This is a genomic window from Streptomyces sp. NPDC053069, from assembly GCF_044546895.1.
Classification (GTDB): Bacteria; Actinomycetota; Actinomycetes; order Streptomycetales; family Streptomycetaceae; genus Streptomyces.
Genome location: NZ_JBITZN010000007.1, coordinates 381,196 through 401,073, shown reverse-complemented (window position 1 = coordinate 401,073; position 19,878 = coordinate 381,196). Strand labels below are relative to the sequence as shown.

The window sequence follows — 19,878 nt, the reverse complement described above, 5'->3', positions numbered from 1 at the left end:
TCTCACCCGGCCCAGGGCTCGTAGAGGGTGCCCACCTCACCGGTGACCGGCAGGTGCAGCAGGAAGGGGCCTGTGTCGTCGGCCCGGCCCAGGGCGTGGTCCAGGGCGGCCGGCAGCTCCTCGGGGTGTGCGGCGCGGGCCGCCGGGCAGCCGAAGGACTCCGCGAGGGCCACGTAGTCGATGCCCGTGATGTCCGTGCCGGGGACGGGCGCGACGCCGATCCGGCGGCCCAGTGCCCGGACGGCCGCGTAACCGCCGTTGTCCAGCAGGACGTAGGTGACCGGTGCCGCGTACCGGGCCGCGGTCCACAGGGCCTGCACCGAGTACAGCGCCGAGCCGTCGCCGACCACGCACACCACCCGGCGCCGGTCGGCGAGCGCCCGGCCGACCGCGAGGGGCAGGCCCCAGCCGAGCGCGCCGCTGCCCGTGGTGAGGAAGCCGCCGGCGGTCTCGACGGGCACGCGCGCGTGGAGGGCGTCGCGGTGGCTCGGTGCCTCCTCGACGAGGACCCGCTCGCGCGGGAGCCGGGCGCGCAGCAGGTCGAAGAGGAGTTCCGGGGTGATGTGCTCCTGCGCGAGGGCCGGTGCGGGGGCCGGCCGGGGCGGCGGCGGATCCCGGTCGGGCTCCTTCAGCAGCTCGGTGAGCCTGGTCAGGGCGGGCCGCAGGGTGGTGACGATGCTGGTGCCGGTGGGCAGCCAGGCGGCCTGGCCGGCGTCGCAGTCCAGGTGGAACAGCTCGGTGCCGGGGGCGAGCGGGGGCCCGTCGTCCGCCACGTGATAGGTGAAGACCGGTGCGCCGAGCGCGACCACCACGTCGTACGGCGCGAGACGTCCGGCCAGTTGACGGGCTGTCGGCGGCAGGAACCCCTGGAACAGCGGGTGCGACTCGGGGAAGCCGGAGCGGCCGGAGAGCGGGCTGATCCACACCCCGGCCCGGATCCGCTCGGCCAGCGCCCGGACCAGGTCCAGAGCGTCCTCGTCGTCCACGCCCGGACCCACCACCAGCGCCGGGCGGGCGCAGGCGTCCAGCCGGGCGGCGAGCGCGTCGAGGGCGTCCGGGCCGGCGGTGAACGCCGTGTGCAGCGTGCGGGGCGGCACGGGCTCGGCGGCCCGGTCCCAGTCGTCCTCGGGCACGGACACGAACACCGGGCCGCGCGGCGGTGTCATCGCGGTCCGGTACGCCTCGGCGAGCACGGCCGGCACGTCCTCGGCCCGTTCCGGCTGGCGGGCGGACTTCACGTACGGGCGCGGGAACAGGGCCGGTTCCTCCGCGCCGAGGAACGGCCGCAGCTGGATGAGGGAGCGCGCCTGCTGACCCGCCACGATCACCAGCGGCACCCGGTCGCGGAAGGCGTTGAAGACGGCCCCGAGCGCGTGTCCCACCCCGCCGGCCGAGTGCAGGCTGACGAACGCGGCGCGCCGGGTGCCCAGCGCGTATCCGGCCGCCATGCCGACGGCGGCGGACTCCTGCAGGCCCAGCACATAGGTGAAGTCGTCCGGCCAGTCGCGGAACATCCGCAGTTCCGTGGAGCCCGGATTGCCGAAGACCGTGGTCATGCCGGTGTCGCGCAGAAACCCCACGACCGCCTCGCGGACCGTGCCCGCCGTCATGCCGTCCTCCCCGCTGATGCCCTCGGGCCGACGAGCCGCTTCTCGATCGCCAGCAGTGCGGTGTTGAGCAGATACCCGAGCGCCCCCAGCAGCACCAGCGCGGCCCACACCGTGAGCAGGTCCGAGCGGGTCTGGGCGTCGGTGAGGGTGAAGCCGATCCCGTTGTCGCTGCCCGGCAGCAGCTCCGAGAACACCATCAGGATCAGGCTGAGCGACAGGCTGAGCCGCAGCCCCGCGAAGATCCGGGGCAGCGCCGAGGGCAGCACCAGGAACCACAGCCGTTCGGGTGCCGTCAGCCGCAGCACGGCCGCCACCTGGAGCCGCAGCGGGTCGGTGGCCCGCGCGCCCTCGGCCGAGTTGACCAGCACCGGCCACACGGCGCTGAACACGATCGACGCCACCTGCATGGGCGTACCGAAGTCGAAGACCACGACGAACACCGGCACCAGCGCGGGCGGCGGTACGGCCCGGGCGAACTGGAGCACCGGGTTGCACAGGGCGTACGCCCGGCGTGAGCGGCCCACCGCGATCCCCAGCACGATCCCGGCGACGGCGGCGAGCGCGAACCCGGCCGCCATCCGGCCGAGGCTCGGCAGGATGGTGCCGACGGCGGCCGGAGTGAGGAACAGATGGCCGGCGGGCCCAGAGAACCACAGGTCGCGGGCGTGCCGGGCGATGCGCATGGGGGGCGGGAAGTAGACGCTGGCCCGCGCACGGGCGGCCGCCTCCCAGCAGGCGACGGCGAGGAGCAGCACGCCCCAGCGCAGCACCAGGGGCAGCGCGATGCGGCTCATCGCCGCGCTCCCTGCCGCAACCGCCCTGGCATGTCCGGGGGTTCCTGCGCCCACGCGAACAACCGCCGCTCCGCCCCGACCAGTACGCCGTTGATCACCAGCCCCAGGCCGCCCGCCCACACCACCCCCGCCAGTACGTCCCGGGTGCCGTCCGTCGCCGTCTCCGCCTGGGCGATGAAGATGCCGAGACCCTGACCGAAACCGGAGAGGATCTCCGTCGCGACGGCGAGGATCAGGGCCACCGCGGCCGAGATCCGCACCCCGGCGGCGATGAAGGGGGCAGTGGCCGGCAACTCCACGCGCCGCAGCACCGCGAGCCGCCCGAACCCGAAGGCGCGCAGGGTGTCCTTCGCCAGCGGGTCGGTCTCGCCCAGGCCGTAGACGGTGTTGAACAGCACCGGCCACACCGAGGCGTAGGCGATCAGCGTCACCTCCGTCCCGGTGCCCGACCCGAGCAGCAGCGACACCAGCGGGATCAGCGCGACGGACGGCAGGGGCCGCAGGAACTCGATCACGGCGCGGGCGGCGGCCTCCACGACCGGCACCGCGCCCAGCAGCAGCCCCAGCGGTACGGCGATCGCGCAGGCGAGCCCGAGCCCCAGCGCCCACGCCCGCAGGGTCACCCCCAGCCCGTCGAGAAAGGCAGGGTCACCCGCCAGCCGGGCGGCGCGGGCGAGGACGTCGGAGGCGGGCGGCAGATAGCTGCGCCGTACGATCCCCGCGCGGGCGACCGCCTCGCACACCCCGAAGGCCGCCGCCGCGCCGAGCACGCCCAGCAGGAGTTCCTGACGCCGTGTCATTTCGCCAGCAGAGGTGCCGGATCGACGTCCTTCTTCAGCAGCCCCTGGACGCGCATGAGCCGGATGAGCCGGCGCAGCGCGGCCGGGTCGGCGGCCGGCGGATAGGAGGGCAGGTGGATCGACTTCGCCTGGTCCGCGCTCACCTTGGTGTACTTCGGCAGTTCCGTGCGCACCGCCTCCGGGTCCTCGGCGGCGAGCCTGGAGGCCGCTTCGACGGCATGCCGGAAGCCGGCCGCTGCCTTCGGGTTCTTCTTCACGAAGTCGGCCGTGGTGACGTACCCGCTGGCGGGCAGTCCCCGCGCGGGGCCCGACCCAGCGTCCAGCAGCACCCGCGCGCCCAACTCGCCCTGAATGGCGGTGTCGAAGGGCTCCACGGCGTGTGCGGCGTCCACCTGGCCCTTCTCCAGGGCGGGGCCCATCTGCGGGAACAGGATCTGCCGGTAGACGGGCCGCCCGGCGCCCCGGGCGTCGAGGATCGCGTTCAGGGTCAGGGACTGGATGTTGTTGAGGACGGCCACGGCGACCTCCCTGCCCGCGAGGTCCTCGGGTGTCTTCAGCCCCGAGTCCCTGGGCACGAGGACGTCCATCATGTGCGGGGCGATCCGGACGCCTTCCGCAAGGATGCGCAGGTCCAGGGTGCCCTTCTCGTACGCCTGGAAATAGGTGACGTAGTTCGCGCTCGCGATCACGTCCACCTGGCCCTTGAGCAGCGCGGGCAGTGCCTGGATGCTCTGCTGGACGGCCTGGATGCGCACGTCCAGGCCCTCCTTGGCGAACAGCCCGCGGTCCCGGGCGAGATAGAGGGCGGCCGAGTCGGTGAGCGGCAGTGCCGCGACGGTCAGCTGCTGCCGTCCGTCGCCGGAGGGCGACGTGCCGCCGCTGTCGCAGCCCACGAGGACCAGCGCGGCGGCGAGGAGCGCGGCGAGGCGTTTCGTTCCCGGTCGTGATCGACGTAAAGGCATACGGGCATGACTACCCCGCATGTGTCATGATCGCTACAGAACGCGGGTCGGTTTGGGGGTCTTTGGAGAAACCCGAACACTACGCCGGTGGACTCGCGATGCGCAGGGGTGCCGCGGAGGGCGGTGCTGCGGTGTCGGTGGTGCCGGTGACGTCCGTCCACCAGTCCGAGCCGTCCTCGATGTAGCGCAGCAGCACGCCCTCGCGGATCGCCCAGGGGCACACGACGGCCCCGCTCAGTCCCATGAGCTTCAGCGCCGTGTGCCCGACGACCGCTCCGGCCAGGCTCTGCGCGGCACGCGGCGCGGAGATCCCGGGCAGCTGGGCACGCTCGGCGGCGGGCAGGGCGGCCAGGGTGCGGACCGCCTCGCGCAGATCCCGGCAGCGCATCTCCCGCTGCACGAACGGGCCGCACCGCCCGGGCGCCGCCCCGCACAGCCGCGCCAGCTGCTGGAACGTACGCGAGCTGACCGCGACCGTGCGCGGGCGTTCCCAGCGGATCCGCGAAGCCACGTCCCGCAGCTCATGGCGGATCCGGCGGCGCAGCACCTTCAGCTCGGCCTGCCCCGGCGGGTCCTGGTCACCCAGGTACTCCTGGGTCAGCCGGTTCGCGCCGAGCGGGAGGGAGGCCGCGAAGTCGGGCAACCGGCCCCGGCCGAACGCCACCTCCAGGGAGCCGCCGCCGACGTCGAGCACCGCCAGCGGACCGGCGCGCCAGCCCAGCCAGCGCCGGGCCGCCAGGAAGGTCAGCTCGGCCTCCGTCTCACCGGGCAGCGTGCACATGCGGATCCCGGTGCCGGCCGCGACCCGCCGCAGCACCTCCTGCCGGTTCGGGGCGCTGCGCACCACCGCGGTCGCAAAGGCCAGCGGCCCCGCCGCATGCCACCTGCGGGCCGTGGCACCCGCCGCACCCACCGCCTTCACCAGCCGCTCCACCGCCTCGTCGGCGATGCTGCCGTCAGGGGCGACGTGTTCGGACAGGCGCAGCTTCCACTTGACGGTGTGCACCGGCAGCGGAACACCGCCTTCCACATCCGCGATCACCAACCGGACCGTGTTCGACCCCGCATCCACCACGCTCACCCGCATGGGCGGGGAGTACCCAATTCTCCGGCGAAAACCCGTCGCACAGGGGGCGCGCCCGTGCACAGCGGCACGCTCACGTGCTTCTCCAGGACGGCTCACGGGAGAGCCCGAAGCGGACCGGGAGCGGGCCGCGCACGGACCGGCGTCCATCCCGCGACCGTCGTGTCCAACACCCCCTCGCCCGTACGGACCACTGTCCGGATCCCGGCCCCCGGCCCCGCGGCCGACCCGCCCCTGCCCTTAGATGGTCCCCACCACTGTCGGCCCGAGGAGCGGCACTTGAGCGGGACGGATGCGACGAGGGTACTGGTGATCGGCGGCGGTATCGCGGGGACCGCGGCCGCGCTCGGGCTGCACAAGGCCGGACACGACGTCACCGTGTACGAGGCACACCCCGGCACGGCCGAGGACATCGGGGCGTTTCTGACCCTGGCGAGCAACGGCATGCGCGCCCTGGCCCAGCTCGACGCCACGGACGCCGTCACCGCCGTCGGTTTTCCGCTGACTTCCCTGCGGCTGCTCGACAGCCGGGGCACCGAGCTGACGCACGCCCCGCTCGGCGAGATGACCGACCCCGACCTGCGGTACCGCTGCCTGCTCCGCGGCGAGCTGAACGCCGCCCTGCAGGAAACGGCGGCCCGGCGCGGCATCCGCCTGCGCCATGGCGCCCGTCTGGTCGGCATCACGGACGGCCCGTGCGGCGTCACCGCCCGGTTCGCCGACGGCAGCACCGCCCACGCGGACCTGGCCATCGGCGCCGACGGGCTGAACTCCACCGTGCGCCGGATCATCACCCCCGAGGTGCGACCCACGTACGCCGGCCAGCGGGTCTTCTACGGCTGCAGCGGCGCCGCACCCGGCGCGGACGGCACCGGCGTCATCACCTTCGTCCGGGGCAGCGAGACCACCTTCGGACACGCGGTGTCCCCGACCGGGCGGACGTACTGGTTCGCCCGCGTGAGCACCGAACCCCTGCCCGACGGCGGAGCCGCGCACCGCACCCCGTGGCGCGAGGACCTGCTGCCGCTGCTGCGCAAGGACGCCACCCCCGCCGCGGACATCGTCGCCGCCTCCGAGGGCCCCGTGATGGTCACCAACGCCACCGAGATGCCGCTCGGTGCCGTGTGGCAGAAGGGACGCACCCTGCTCATCGGCGACGCCGCCCACGCGGCCTCCCCGGCCACCGGCCAGGGCGCCTCGATGGCCCTGGAGGACGCCGTCGTCCTCGCCAAGGCGCTGCGCGATCTGCCAGGTCCGCACGCCGCGTTCGCCGCCTACGAACGGCACCGCCGCCCGCGCGTGGAGCAGAACATCACCGTCAGCGGCGGCATCTCCCGCGGCAGCCACGCCCCCTCCCGCCCGTCTCCCGTCGTGGCCCGTCCCGCGGAGCCGGACGAGGCGCTGATCCACCAGCTGGCCTGGGACATCCTGCTGCCCGCCGCCCCGCCCGGGCAGCCCTGACCCCCGCCTGCCGCGGACGTACGCGCGCGAAAGTGCAAGAGGCGGAGCACTGAAGTCCATTGCCGGGGGAAACCGCCGGGCCGGATCGTTCCGTGCAACCGGCCCTTCGGCAACAAGGAGCACAGTTGCGACTCTTGAGCAGAGCAGGCGGCGCCCTGGCGGTGTTGTCGGCGACTGCCGCCCTGGTCATGGGCGGCGGCACCGCGTCCCCGGCATCCGCCCAGGCCCCCGCCGACGCCACCTACACCGTGACCGTGGGGACCCCGGTACTCTTCGCCCACCCCACGGACACCCCCGCCGGTCCCTACCTCGACCGGGACGGCACCTTCCACTACCAGCAGTCCGCCGCGCTGTACGGCGCCAAGGACCCGCGCACCTGGGACTTCTACACCGGCAAGGACTTCGACACCGCCAGGTTCGACAAGACGCTGAGCAAGGCGGTGAACCCCGCCAACCCCGCCGACCGCAACGACGACACCACCTGGCGCTGCAACAACAGCCCCACCGGCCGCGAGGCGACGTACGCACCGAGCGGCTCCGGCTACGCCCAGAAGAACTACTGCGACCTGTCCGGGGTGTGGGTCGACCCCGACACCGGCGACTGGTACGGCCTGGTGCACAACGAGTTCACCCCGCAGCCCTTCGGTGACGGGCTGCACTACGACGCCATCGACTACGCCGTCTCCACCGACAAGGGCCGCACCTGGAGCGTCAAGGACCACGTGCTCACGTCCCCGTACAGCACCAGGCGCGCAGACACCACGGCCTTCCCGAACCAGACGTACTCCTACGGCGACGGCGACCAGCGCCTCTTCGTCGACACCGCCTCCGGCTACTTCTACGTCCATTACGGCTCCCGGATCATCGACAAGAGCGGCCGCTGGAAGGCGTTCTACGAGCACGTGGCCCGCGCCCCGATCTCCGCCAAGATGGCCCCCGGCTCCTGGCGCAAGTGGTACGCCGGCGCCTGGTCCCAGCCCGGCACCGGCGGCCAGGAGAGCAACATCGTCCCCGTCGACGCCGCCCACCCCACCGGCTACACGCCCGCCTCCGCCGAGTACGACCCGGCCAACACCGGGACCGCCGCCGAGCAGATCGCGGCCGGGAAGATGCCCCCGACCTCGCCGCTGTTCGTCATGAACATCGCCTACGACGCCTATCTCGGGCTGTACATCGGCGAACCGCAGGCCGTCGACCAGAGCGGGCACTCGCCGCAGTACCTCTACGCCACCGACGACCTGACGACCCAGAAGTGGCACCTCATCGGGGACACCGGCGGCTACACCAACGCGTCCTGGTACCGCTGGTTCCTCGACAGCGCCAACCGCACCAGCTCCACCGTCGTCGGCAGGTCCTTCCGCTCCTACTGCGCCTTCGGCTGCTCGCACGACGCCTCCGGGGAGTACGTCGACATCACCGTCGACTCCGGCAAACCCGCCGCCGCGCCCCTGGACACCGGCCGCGGCTACCGCATCGCGAGCGGCACGGGACGCCTCCTGGCCCAGAAGGGCGACGGCACGGCCACCACCTCACTGGCCCGGCCCACCGGCTCCGGCCGCGACACCTGGGTCTTCACCCCGACCGGCGACGGGGCCTTCACCCTCACCAACGCCGCGAGCGGCCGGCTGCTCGGCGTCGACTCCTTCTCCTCCGCCGGCCGCGCCTGGGGTGCCCGGCCCACCGTCACCGCGGCACCGGCCGGCGGCCCCTCCGTCGGACAGCAGTGGTTCGTGATCCCGAGCGCCTCCGGCGGCACCTGCCGCCTGGTCAACCGCTACAGCGGACTCGTACTCGGCCTCTCGGGCCGTTCCGGGCGGCTCGCCGAGACCACACCGATGCGCAACTGGACGGACCACAGCGGAAGTTCCGTCGGCGCAGGGCGCTCCGCAGCAGAACAGAGGCTGTCCTTCTCGCCGACCCGGGCGTACTGACGCCATCGGTGCTCCGAGTACTCTGCGCCCATGTCGATCACCAACGGGGAATCCGACGCCCGCCTGGCCCTCACCGCGGCCCAGACGGGCGCAGCCGTGGTCCGTGACCTCTACGGCAGCCGGCTCGCACGCCACGACAAGTCCGCCGGCGACTTCGCGACCGAGGCGGACCTCGCCGCCGAGCGGGCCATCCTGGACGTGCTGCGCGCCGCCCGGCCCGACGACGCCGTGACCGGCGAGGAGAGCGGCCGTTCGGGTGCCGCCGACGCCCGCCGCCGCTGGCTCGTCGACCCGCTGTGCGGCACCCTGAACTACGCGGTGCAAAACATGCTCGTCGGCGTGAACGTCGCCCTGCGGGAGGGGAACCGGGTCACGGCCGCCGCGACCGCCGACCCGTTCAGCGGCGAGGTGTTCTGGACCGACGGCGAGGCCGCCCGCCTCCGCAGGGACGGCGCGGACGAGCGGCTGACGCCGTCGGCCGGGTCCGCGCTGGTGGACATGAACCTCGACCCGCCGTTCCCCAACGCGCCCGGGTTCCAGGCGGCCCGGCTCCTCGCCGACCCGGGCTTCGCCGGACGCTTCCGGCCTCGGGTGATCTCCAGCACCCTCGCCGTGGCCTGGGTCGCCGCGGGCCGCAGGGCCGCCTACGTCACCGACGGCGACCTGCGCGACAGCGTGCACTTCGCGGCGGGCATCGCCCTGTGCCAGGCCGCCGGCTGCATCGTGACCGGACTGTACGGCGAACCCGTGCTCACCGGCGCGTCAGGACTGATCGCCGCGGCCGACCCGGAGACCCACACCGCACTGCTGGAGCTCGTCGAAAAACAAGGCTCCGGCGTGAGTTGACGGTGGTCTCGACGTACGCCGCGCCGTCTGATGTGATGCCGGCATGACGTCGGCCCACGACCTCGGCACCCGCCTCGGCCGGGCCCTGGACACCCGCCCGCAGACGCTGCGCGCATGCGCGCAGGACTTCGGGCACATCGTGCGGACCACGCCGCTCGGTGTCCTGCGCCCGCAGTCCGCCGCCGAGATCCAGGACCTGCTGGAGTGCGCCGGACCCCGGGGCATCCCGGTGAGTGTGCGCGGCGGTGGCCACTCCCTGTACGGCCAGGGACAGGCGGACGGCGGGATCGTGCTCGACCTGCGGGCGATGAACCGGGTCGGTCCCGTGACGGACGGGCAAGTGACCGTACAGGCGGGCGCGTTGTGGCGGGAGGTACTGGCCGCCACCCTGCCGCACGGCCGTGCCCCGGCGGTCCTCACCGACTACCTCGGCGCGGGCGTCGGCGGTGTCCTGTCGGCGGGCGGACTCGGCGGCGCGACGCACCGGCACGGCCTGGTCGCGGACCAGGTCCTGGAGCTGGAGGTGGTGACCGGAGCGGGGGAGCACCGGGTCTGCTCACCCGACCGGGACCCCGACCTGTTTCACGCCGTGCTCGCCGGTCTCGGCCAGTGCGCCGTCATCGTGGCCGCCACCCTGCGTCTGGTCCCCGCGCCCGACCGGGTGCGCCGCTACTGCCTGTACTACGCCGACCTCGCCCGCTGCCTCGCCGACCAGCGCCGGCTCGCCGAGGAGCAGCGTTTCACCTACCTGGAGGGCCAGGCACGGCCGATCGGGGAGCGCCACTGGCAGTACATGATCGAGGCCGTGGCCCCGCACGACGGCCCGTACCCGCCCGACGACAGCACCCTGCTCGCCGGGCTCTCGCACGATCCCGGCGCCCTGGAGGCGGAGGATCTCGGATACGGGGAGTTCGCGCATCGCGTGGACACGGACGAGGAGGTCCTGCGGACGACGGGGGAGTGGCTGCACCCGCACCCCTGGCTCAATCTGCTGCTGCCGCACGACAGCGCCGAGGCCGTCGTCCGCGCCGTACTGGCCGACCCCGCCTTCGGTGACCTGCGGGACACCGGTCTCGTCCTGCTGTACCCGGTGCTCTCCAGCCGGTTGCGCGCCCCCTCCTTCCGCCGCCCGTCCGGTGAAGTCCTGTACGTTTTCGCCCTGTTGCGCACGGCTCCGCCCGGCAGCCCGGAGACGGTCGCGGCGATGGTGGCCGCCAACCGTACCGCGTACGAACGGGCCCGGTCCCGGGGCGCCCTCGCCTACCCCGTCAACGCCCTGCCCCTGGCGGACTCCGACTGGCGGGACCACTACGGCGACCGCTGGCCGGTCTTCGCTGAGGCCAAGCACCGCCACGATCCTCATCTCGTCCTGGCGCGCGGACACGGCATGCGGTTCTGACGTCATGGCTTGAATCAAAGCGTGAACCAAGTGGCGCGGGATCCGGGGTTTCGAGCAGGCGACCAGTGCAACACGGTCGGTACGACCGACCGGCTCAGGAGGATCGCCATGGACCACTCGCGCGCGCCCGTACTGGAAGCTCTGCAGGAGTTCCGGCGGCGAGGAGACGTGGTGTTCGGGCCGCCGGGACACAAACAGGGCCGCGGCACCGACCCCCGGGTCGCCGACGTCCTCGGCATCGACGTCTTCCGCTCGGACGTACTGACCCTCAACGGCCTGGACGACCGCCGGCAGTCCCAGGGCGTGCTGGAACAGGCGCAGGAGCTGATGGCCGACGCGGTCGGCGCCGAGCACGCCTTCTTCTCCACCTGCGGCAGCTCCCTGTCCGTGAAGACCGCCATGTGCTCGGTCGCGGGCCCGGGGGAGAAGCTGCTGCTGTCCCGCAACGCGCACAAGTCGGTCATCGCCGCGGTGATCATCAACGGTGTGGAGCCGATCTGGGTCCACCCGAAGTTCGACGCCGAGCGGCACATGGCCCATCCTCCGGAGCCCGACGACGTCCGCGACCGGCTGCGCGAGCACCCCGACGCCAAGGGCATGCTGCTGATCACACCCACCGACTGGGGCACCTGCGCCGACATCCGCGGCGTCGCCGACGCCTGCCACGCCTACGACGTACCGCTGATCGTGGACGAGGCCTGGGGTGCCCATCTGCCCTTCCACCCGGCCCTCCCGTCCTGGGGCATGGACGCCGACGCCGACCTGGTCGTCACCAGCGTCCACAAGATGGGCGGCGCCATCGAGCAGAGCTCGGTGTTCCACCTCCAGCACGACCGGGTGGCACCCGAGGTGCTCAAGCAGCGCGAGGACCTGCTCGGCACCACCAGCGCCTCCTGTCTGGTGTACGGCGCCCTGGACGGCTGGCGGCGGCAGATGGCCGAGCAGGGCCACGAGCTGCTGGAGCGGGCCGTCCACCGGGCCGAGCGGATCCGGGCGGCCCTGCGCGAACTGCCGGGGCTGCGGGTGATGGGCGGCGAGGTCGTCGAGGAGGGCCTCGCGGCCGAGTTCGACCCGATGAAGATCGTCATCGATGTCCGGGACCTCGGCATCAGCGGTATGCAGGCGGCCGAATGGCTGAGGGCCGACCGGCATGTCGACGTGGGCGGCTCGGACACCTGCCGGATCAGCGCCTCCATCACCCACGCCGACGACGACGAGACCGAGAAGATCCTGCTGGACTCCATGCGCTCCCTGGTGGAGAACGCCGGTGCGATGGAGCGGCGGCCCGCCGTGCGCCTGCCCGAGCCGCGCGCACTCGAACTCGAACAGGCCGTCCTGCCGCGCGAGGCGTTCTTCGGGCCCGCCGAACAGGTTCCCGCCGAACGCGCCGTGGGCCGGATCGCCGCCGAGATGATCAGCCCCTATCCGCCCGGCGTGCCCGTGGTGGCGCCCGGTGAGGTGATCACGCAGGAGGTGCTGGAGTACCTGCGCAGCGGCGTGGAGCACGGCTTCCTCATCGCGGACGCGGCGGACCCGTCACTGAAGACCATCCGGGTCACGGCCCACCCGTGACCGGGCCTCCCGAACTGCGGGGGCCGGGGGCAGCGCCTAAGGTGGCGGTGCGGGCGGCCGGGTGCTTGCCTGCTCGGGTCAAGAAACCGGCCCTCCTGACGAAGACACCCTCGGCAGGGGGCCCTTGGCCCTGCTCGACAGTCCCCGGGTCCGGATGGACGCGTCCGGCGGGCCAGCCGTCCCGGCTACTCGATGGGAGACGGCCCGACTTCACCCCGACCGGAAATCCTCCGTGATTGCCGGTTTCGGGCGCACCGGCCCGGGGACCTCGGTACGAGGCCGTGCCGACCCCGTTTCCCCTGATGCTGTGGTGTTGCCGGCCGTATGCCCGGGTGTGGCCAGCGCGTGTCGGACACCCGCCTCGCCGGTGCCGGGCCCGCCCCCCGTGACCAGTGAAGGAATGGTGGAGATGAGCGAGACGAACCCCCTGAAGCGAGCGGCGGACAAGGTGGCGGACGCCCTGCAGGGTGACGGCGCGGGCCCGGAGGAGGGCATACCCGGCAAACCCGGCCCCCGCACGCCGTCGGTCGCCGAGCCGACCGAACCCCATGAGCCGTTCCCGCCCAAGCCCGACCAGACCGGCCCCGCCACCGTCTCACCCACCGGCCTGCCCACCGGCGCCGACCAGGCCCGGATGGCGCAGAGCGGCAGCCATCTGACCACCGCCCAGGGCACCCGGCTGTACGACACGGACCACTCGCTCAAGGCGGGACCCCGTGGCCCCGTGCTCCTGCAGGACCACCACCTGCGGGAAAAGATCATGCACTTCGACCACGAACGCATCCCCGAGCGCGTGGTCCACGCCCGCGGCGCCGCAGCGCACGGCGTCTTCCGCAGCTATGGCACGGCCGCGAACGTGACGAAGGCGGCCTTTCTCGCCGAGGGCGTCGAGACCCCGGTGTTCGTCCGCTTCTCCACCGTGCTCGGCTCCCGGGGCTCCGCCGACACCGTCCGGGACACCCGCGGTTTCGCGACGAAGTTCTACACCAGCGAGGGCGTCTTCGACCTGGTCGGCAACAACATCCCCGTCTTCTTCATCCAGGACGCGATCAAGTTCCCGGATGTCGTGCACGCCGCCAAACCCCACCCCGACCGGGAGATCCCGCAGGCACAGAGCGCCCACGACACCTTCTGGGACTTCGTCACGCTGCACACCGAGGCCACCCACCACACCCTGTGGAACATGTCCGACCGGGGCATCCCGCGCTCGTACCGCACGATGGAGGGCTTCGGGATCCACACCTTCCGCCTGGTCGACGCCGCCGGCGGGACGACGCTGGTGAAGTTCCACTGGAAGCCGAAGCTGGGCGTGCACTCGCTGGTGTGGGAGGAGGCACAGATCATCAACGGTGTCGACCCGGACTTCCACCGCCGGGACCTCGCCGACGCGATCGAGGCGGGCGCCCACCCGCAGTGGGAGTTCGGCATCCAGACCTTCCCCGACACCCCCGACCAGACCTTCGAGGGCATCGACCTTCTGGACCCGACGAACATCGTCCCGGAGGAACTCGCCCCCGTGCAGCCCATCGGACTGCTCACCCTCGACCGCAACCCCTCCAACTTCTTCGCCGAGACCGAGCAGGTCGCCTTCCACCCCGGCCATCTCGTGCCCGGCATCGACATCACCGACGACCCGCTGCTGTCCGGTCGTCTGTTCTCCTACCTCGACACCCAGATCACCCGCCTCGGCGGCCCCAACTTCGCGCAGATCCCGGTCAACCGGCCGCACGCACCCGTCAACGACATGCTGCGCGACGGCATGCACCAGACCGCCGTGCACCGGGGCGCGGCCCCCTACCGGCCCAACTCCCTCGACGGCGGCTGCCCCTTCACGGCCGGCGCGGACGCGGGCGCGTACGTCGAGGCTCCGGTACGGGTCCCGGAGGCGACGAAGGTCCGCGAGGCGCCGGCGTCGTTCGACGACCACTTCAGCCAGCCGCGCCGGTTCTGGCTCAGCATGAGCCCGGTGGAACGCGAGCACATCATCGGCGCCTACACCTTCGAACTCGCCAAGTGCTACGAACAGGCCATCCGGGAGCGGGCGTTGCAGGTACTGGCGAACATCGACCCGGAGCTGTGCGCGGGCGTCGCCGGCGGTCTCGGCCTGCCCGCCCCGCAGCCCACCGTGCCCCTGGCCGACGTCGCGCCCAGCCCCGCCCTGTCCCAGGTCGGACACACCTGGCCCACCGACGGCCGGATCATCGGCATCGTCACCGGCCCCGACGGCGACCTGGACGGCGTACGGGCCGTACGCCAGGAGGTGCTGGACGGCGGCATGGTCCCGCTGGTCGTCGCACCGACCGGCGGCACCCTCGGCTCCGGCACGGACGCGGTGGGCGTCCAGCGCACCTACGCCACGGCACGGTCCGTGGAGTTCGACGCGCTGCTGGTGGCCGGCACCCCCGGCGTCGGCGCCGACGCCTACGGCGCCCGGGACGCCAAGGCGGGCCTGCCGACCGCCCAGGACGGCACCCCCGATCCGCGGGTGGGGCTGCTGCTGGCGGAGGCATACCGGCACGGCAAGGCCATCGGCGCCACCAAGGGCGCGCAGAGCGTGCTGGAGGCGGCCGGCATCCCCGTCGACGCGCCCGGTGTGATCGCCGGCGACGGCGCCACGACCGTCCTGCAGCAGCTCACCCGACTGCTCGGCTCGCACCGGGTGTGGGACCGCTTCCCGTCCTCCGCCTGACCGGCCGCCACCAAGCGGTCGGGGCCTTGCCCTCCGGGGCCGGGGACCCGGCCGCCGGCGCCGCCGGTTCAGGTCCGGGTGCGACAGAGCAGCAGACAGATGTCGTCGTCGTGTTCGGAGTCGTACAGCATCGGCTTCAGCAGCGTGTCGGCCGCGGTCTCCAGGTCCTCCAGCTCAACCGCGGCCAGCGCGCCCATGGCCCGCGCCAGCCGCTCTATGCCCGCGTCGATCCCGGCGGACCGCCGCTCGACCAGCCCGTCCGTGTACAGCGCGAGCGTCGAGCCCGCGGGCAGCTCCACGGTGTGCTCCTCGTACTCGAAGGGCACCGGGACGCCCAGCATGATCCCCGGCCTGGCCTCCAGCACCCGCACCTCGCCCTCCGGGCCGCGCACGACGGCCGGCGGATGCCCGGCAGCCGCGCACACCACCCGGGGATCCCCGGGCGTGAACCGGGCGATGGCACAGGTCGCGTACAGCTCCGGCTGCTGGTGGCGGAGCATCCGGTGCAGCAGCGTGAGGATACGCGCGGGCCCGTTGCCCTCGACGGCGTACGCGCGCAGGGCGGTGCGCAACTGGCCCATGATGACCGCCGCCCGCAGTCCGTGCCCCGTGACATCCCCTATCACCGCCAGCACACTTCCGTCGGGCTGCGGGAAGGCGTCGTACCAGTCGCCGCCGATGTTCATCCCGTGCGTGGCCGGCAGATAACGCGCGGCCAGCGCGAGGCCCGGCGTGGCCGGCAGGTCGGTGAGCTGGGCGCGCTGCAGTTCCTCGGCGACATTGCGGTGCTGCTGGTACTGGCGGGCGTTGTCCAGCGCGATGCCCGCCCGCCGGGCCAGCTCGACCAGCATCACCGTGGTGTCCGGGTCGAAACGGTCACCGTGCGCGGCCAGGGTCAGCACACCTTGAACCGCGCGCACGCCGAGCGGCAGACACAGCAGCGGACGGTCCGGGGACAGCGCCGAGGCCGGCAGGTCGTCCACGCCCGGCAGGCCGCCCGGCCGCGGGCCCGCGTGCTGGGGCCGGCCGGTGCGGGCCGCCGTCACCGAAGCCGCCGCCCGCTCGGCCGGGGGCGTCCGCTCGTCGTCCACGAGCCAGACGTCGACATGCCGGGCGTACTCCGGGACCAGCAGCTCCGGCAGCCGGCGCAGGATGTCCTCGTGGTCCAGCGAGGCGTTCAGAGCGGCGCTGGCATCGGCGAGGAAGGTCAGCTGCCGCCGGGCGTTCTCCGCCTCCGCGCGGGCGGCCCGCTCGGCGTCGAGCAGCTCCCGCTGGGCCAGCGCCGCCGCCTCCAGCTCGGCGTGCAGGGCGAGCACACCCTGGTTGGTCTGGTGCAGCTCCTCCCGATGGAAACGGATCAGCTGCTCCGTCTCCGCCAGGTGCGCGAGAACGGCGGACGCGTCCTCGTCGGCGTCCAGGAGGGCCTCGGCGAGCTGCGCGTCGTCGAAGCCGGCCGGCCGGGGCAGCGGTCCGCTGACGGGGACGGGGCAGACGAGGGCGCCCTGCCACGGCTCGGACCCGCGCAGCAGCACGTGCAGGGTGCCGTCGGCGTGAGCGGTCACGGTCAGCTGCACGCGGGCCCCGTCCCGGCAGGGCCGCAGCCGGGTGCCGAGCGCGGCCAGGAAACGCGTGCGGTCCAGCGCGGGCACCTCGGCGTCCGCGGTGAGCCGCGCCAGCAGGGCACGGGCGCGGGCCGCGTCGGCGGCGGAGGCCAGTGTCCAGGTGTCAGAGACGGCTGTCATGGGTGCTGGTCCGGCGGTCGGGGGCCAGTACGGCCACGGTGGTGTCGTCGCGTACGGGGCGGGCGGGGCTGCTCGCGTCGCGCAGGACGGCCGCGGCCAGCACCGCCGGATCCTGGCCGAGCAGCCGGGGATCGTCCGGCGGCGTCCACCGGCTGGGCAGCCCGTCACTGTGCACCACGAGCACACTGTCCGGATGCCACGGCATCCTGCGCACGGGGATGTGCGCCGGGAAGTACGCCCCGACGATCCCCGGACGGGAGAGGAGGGACGCCCAGCCCTCCCCGGTACGCAGCCGGGCGCCGGCGTTGCCGATGCCGGCGAAGCCGAGTTCCGCGCGTTCCGTGTCCAGCTGGGCCACGGCGACCGCCGCGCCGCGGGTCGGCCGCAGCGCCATGTGCAGCCGGCGCAGGATCTCGACGGGCGGCAGGTGTGCGGCCCGGTGCAGCTCCGCCACCGCGGTGGTGGACGCGTGCGCGGCTTTGGGGCCGTGCCCGAGACCGTCCGCGAGGAGCAGGGTCAGCAGGGCGCCGGAACGCACCCAGCTCCAGGCGTCACCGCACTGCCCGGCCTCGGCCAGCGAGACGCAGATCCCACCCGCCGGTGCCTGCGCCGCGGGCGTCCCGCGTCTGGGGGGCTCCGCGTCGAACCGGGCCGTCGCCACCGTGCCGCGGCCCGGCGCGCTGTACAGATGGAAGGCGTCGGCGCTGCGCAGACAGCTGCCCAGACCGGCGCCGAGGGAGACCCCGGCGGTGGTGTAGCCGTCCCGCAGCGCCGCGGGGACATCGGCGATACCCGGCCCGTGGTCGAGCGAGAAGAGCTGCACCGACACACCCGGGCCGCCGGCCGGCGGCCCGACGAGATTGACCACCATGCGGCCGCCGCCCGCGTGCCTGAGCAGATTGGTGGCCAGCTCGGTGCTGACGAGTTCGGCGGCCGCGGTCCGCCGCGGGCCGAGGCCCGCCTGCACGCACGCCTCCCGGGCGGCCGTCCGGGCATCGCGTACCCGCGTGGAGTCGCCCACCGGTACCTCCCACACCCGGCTCATCCCGCCCCCGGACGCGACGCGGGAACCTGCGTCACCCAGGCGACGGCCGTGACGGTGGTGCCCCGGCCCGGCTCGGTGTCCACGGCGAACTCGTGCACCAGCCGCTTGGCGCCGCTCAGGCCGAGGCCGAGACCGCCTCCGGTGGTGTAGCCGTCGGTCATGGCCAGCTCCAGATCGCGGATGCCCGGGCCGCTGTCGGTGAAGCACATCCTCAGGCCCCGGCAGCGGCCGTTGTCCAGCGGAGTGATCTCCGCCCGGCCGCCGCCGCCGTGCACCAGCGTGTTGCGGGCCAGTTCGCTCGCCGCCGTGACCAGCTTGGTCTGCTGGACGAGCCCGAAGCCGAGCTGGGCCGCGCACCGCCGCACCTGCTGCCGCACCCAGGCCAGATCCGCGTCCGAGCCGATGGGCAGGCTGGTCGCGGACGTCTGGCCGGGCGCCTTCATCACGTCCTCCTCCGGGCCAGCAGTTCCAGGGCGCGGTCGACGTCGAGCGCGGTGACCAGACCGGGCAGGGCGAGCCCCAGCTCCACGAGCGTGATCGCCACGGCGGGCCGCATGCCGGCCAGGACCGTACGGGCCGCCAGCAGCCGGGCCGTGGAGGCGATCTCGGCCAGCACCCGGCCGAGGAACGAGTCGACGACGTCCACCCCGGAGATGTCGAGCACCACACCGGTCACCCGGCTGGTGGCGATGCGGCTGGTGATGTCCTGCTGCAGCTGTTCGGCCATACCGTCGTGCAGCTCGCCCTGGAGCGAGACGAGCAGGACGTCGCCCAGCGCCAGCACCGGGACCTGGGCCGGCTGACCGGGAGTGGGCTGGTTCACCGCGCGCTCGCACCCGCGTCCGCACGGGAGACCTCGATGCCCTGCCGGCCCAGTGCGTAGGCGAGGGCGTCGGCCAGCGAGGCGCGGGTGAGCACCGAGCCGAGGTCGATGCCCAGCTGCACGATCGTCTGCGCGATGGCCGGACGGATGCCGGAGACGATGCACTCGGCGCCCATCAGCCGCGCGGCGGCCACCGTCTTCATCAGATGCTGGGCGACGAGCGAGTCGACCGTGGGCACACCGGTGATGTCCAGGATGGCGAACCGGGCCCGCTGCTCGACGATGGCCTCCAGCAGCGACTCCATGACGACCTGGCTGCGGGCGCTGTCCAGCGTCCCGATCAGCGGGACCGCCACCGTGCCCTCCCACAGTTTGATGACCGGGGTGGCGACTTCGAGCAGCTGCTGCCGCTGCCGCTCGATCAGCTCCGTGTTCGCGTCCAGCGCCGTCTCCATCACCACCAGGCGCAGCGTGCCCAGCAGCAGGGTCAGCGCCAGTACGCTCTCCTGGGCCTGCGGGGCGGCGGCATCGGGGAACTCCTCGCGCAGCAGCTCCACGGCAGGCACACGCAGTCCGGCCACCTCGTCGGCGATCTGGGACGGGGTCGAGCCGCTGAGGGTCCTGGTCTGGGTCATGCGTCCCAACTGGTCGCGCACCGGATGGAAGCCCGGTGCCGTGATGTCCTCCAGTCGTCCGCTCACCGCCACTTCGGACAGGGAGTCCACGACGGCCTTGCACGCCTCCACCGCCTCGTCGCGGGAGACGGTGAAGACCGAGCGGAACAAGGGCGCGTCGGCCCAGCGCTGGGCGATCTGCTCCCGGCGCCGCTCCAGGAAGGAACTCACCACCTGTGGCGCCGATTCGGCCATGTCCTGCTCGGGCACTCTCCTCGTCTCCTTTTCCACGCCGATGCAACTCTCCTGGCCCTGACGGTCACTTGCCGTCAAGGGCGTCAAGCGGTGCCGGCCCGGCGGCGGATGCCACCGGGCCGGTGCCGATGGGCCGACTACCCCGAATCCCGCCGGACTCTCCTGGCTGTTGCCGACGTCACCCGTGCGTGCGACCCGGCCGGGACCTCAGGAAGGACCCGGGACGGGCTGACCGGGGCGGCGGAACAGCG

Annotated in this window: 16 protein-coding genes; 6 read left to right on the top strand and 10 right to left on the bottom strand. The window is 73.3% G+C overall.

Annotation, left to right across the window (positions count from 1 at the left end):
- Positions 1 to 2: 2 nt before the first annotated feature.
- The 5 genes from mdlC to ACIGXP_RS19125 form a co-directional block, all read right to left on the bottom strand.
- Positions 3 to 1,610, bottom strand: coding sequence for a benzoylformate decarboxylase (mdlC, locus tag ACIGXP_RS19145; RefSeq protein WP_399769696.1), 1,608 nt, complete (start codon positions 1,608 to 1,610; stop codon positions 3 to 5).
- Positions 1,607 to 2,404 carry an ABC transporter permease gene (locus tag ACIGXP_RS19140; protein ID WP_399769694.1) on the bottom strand — a complete coding sequence of 266 codons (798 nt, stop codon included), beginning with the start codon at positions 2,402 to 2,404 and terminating at the stop codon, positions 1,607 to 1,609. The genes mdlC and ACIGXP_RS19140 overlap by 4 nt, the downstream gene beginning before the upstream one ends.
- Positions 2,401 to 3,204, bottom strand: coding sequence for an ABC transporter permease (locus tag ACIGXP_RS19135; RefSeq protein ID WP_399769692.1), 804 nt, complete (start codon positions 3,202 to 3,204; stop codon positions 2,401 to 2,403). Before ACIGXP_RS19135 ends, ACIGXP_RS19140 begins: the two co-directional genes overlap by 4 nt.
- Positions 3,201 to 4,166, bottom strand: a complete 966-nt coding sequence (locus ACIGXP_RS19130; RefSeq protein ID WP_399769690.1) for an ABC transporter substrate-binding protein — start codon at positions 4,164 to 4,166, stop codon at positions 3,201 to 3,203. The genes ACIGXP_RS19135 and ACIGXP_RS19130 overlap by 4 nt, the downstream gene beginning before the upstream one ends.
- A gap of 79 nt (positions 4,167 to 4,245) precedes the next feature.
- Positions 4,246 to 5,253, bottom strand: a complete 1,008-nt coding sequence (locus ACIGXP_RS19125; RefSeq protein ID WP_399769688.1) for a Ppx/GppA family phosphatase — start codon at positions 5,251 to 5,253, stop codon at positions 4,246 to 4,248.
- Positions 5,254 to 5,529: 276 nt separating this feature from the next.
- On the opposite strand from ACIGXP_RS19125, the gene ACIGXP_RS19120 reads away from it, so the two are divergent.
- The 6 genes from ACIGXP_RS19120 (at position 5,530) to ACIGXP_RS19095 (ending at position 15,148) form a co-directional block, all read left to right on the top strand.
- Positions 5,530 to 6,711 (top strand): FAD-dependent oxidoreductase, encoded by a 1,182-nt coding sequence (locus tag ACIGXP_RS19120; RefSeq protein WP_399769686.1) that lies wholly within the window; start codon positions 5,530 to 5,532, stop codon positions 6,709 to 6,711.
- A gap of 134 nt (positions 6,712 to 6,845) precedes the next feature.
- Positions 6,846 to 8,642, top strand: coding sequence for an RICIN domain-containing protein (locus tag ACIGXP_RS19115; RefSeq protein WP_399769684.1), 1,797 nt, complete (start codon positions 6,846 to 6,848; stop codon positions 8,640 to 8,642).
- Between the two features lie 30 nt (positions 8,643 to 8,672).
- On the top strand, positions 8,673 to 9,488 hold the full coding sequence (locus tag ACIGXP_RS19110; protein ID WP_399769682.1) for an inositol monophosphatase family protein: 816 nt from the start codon (positions 8,673 to 8,675) through the stop codon (positions 9,486 to 9,488).
- A 43-nt stretch (positions 9,489 to 9,531) separates the two neighbouring features.
- Positions 9,532 to 10,887, top strand: coding sequence for an FAD-binding protein (locus ACIGXP_RS19105; RefSeq protein ID WP_399769680.1), 1,356 nt, complete (start codon positions 9,532 to 9,534; stop codon positions 10,885 to 10,887).
- Between the two features lie 108 nt (positions 10,888 to 10,995).
- Positions 10,996 to 12,459, top strand: coding sequence for an aminotransferase class I/II-fold pyridoxal phosphate-dependent enzyme (locus ACIGXP_RS19100; RefSeq protein ID WP_363219447.1), 1,464 nt, complete (start codon positions 10,996 to 10,998; stop codon positions 12,457 to 12,459).
- 409 nt (positions 12,460 to 12,868) lie between these two features.
- Complete coding sequence (locus tag ACIGXP_RS19095) at positions 12,869 to 15,148, top strand: catalase (RefSeq protein ID WP_399769678.1); 2,280 nt, start codon at positions 12,869 to 12,871, stop codon at positions 15,146 to 15,148.
- Between the two features lie 68 nt (positions 15,149 to 15,216).
- On the opposite strand, the gene ACIGXP_RS19090 is transcribed toward ACIGXP_RS19095, so the two are convergent.
- The 5 genes from ACIGXP_RS19090 to ACIGXP_RS19070 are packed head-to-tail and all read right to left on the bottom strand — an operon-like array spanning position 15,217 to position 19,627.
- Positions 15,217 to 16,890, bottom strand: a complete 1,674-nt coding sequence (locus ACIGXP_RS19090) for a PP2C family protein-serine/threonine phosphatase (RefSeq protein WP_399769676.1) — start codon at positions 16,888 to 16,890, stop codon at positions 15,217 to 15,219.
- Positions 16,874 to 17,926 carry a SpoIIE family protein phosphatase gene (locus ACIGXP_RS19085; RefSeq protein ID WP_399769874.1) on the bottom strand — a complete coding sequence of 351 codons (1,053 nt, stop codon included), beginning with the start codon at positions 17,924 to 17,926 and terminating at the stop codon, positions 16,874 to 16,876. Before ACIGXP_RS19085 ends, ACIGXP_RS19090 begins: the two co-directional genes overlap by 17 nt.
- A gap of 5 nt (positions 17,927 to 17,931) precedes the next feature.
- Positions 17,932 to 18,378 carry an ATP-binding protein gene (locus ACIGXP_RS19080; protein WP_399769674.1) on the bottom strand — a complete coding sequence of 149 codons (447 nt, stop codon included), beginning with the start codon at positions 18,376 to 18,378 and terminating at the stop codon, positions 17,932 to 17,934.
- Entirely contained in the window at positions 18,378 to 18,758 is a 381-nt protein-coding gene (locus ACIGXP_RS19075; RefSeq protein ID WP_399769672.1) for an STAS domain-containing protein, read from the bottom strand. The genes ACIGXP_RS19080 and ACIGXP_RS19075 overlap by 1 nt, the downstream gene beginning before the upstream one ends.
- Positions 18,755 to 19,627, bottom strand: coding sequence for an STAS domain-containing protein (locus ACIGXP_RS19070; protein ID WP_399769871.1), 873 nt, complete (start codon positions 19,625 to 19,627; stop codon positions 18,755 to 18,757). Before ACIGXP_RS19070 ends, ACIGXP_RS19075 begins: the two co-directional genes overlap by 4 nt.
- Positions 19,628 to 19,878: the final 251 nt, after the last annotated feature.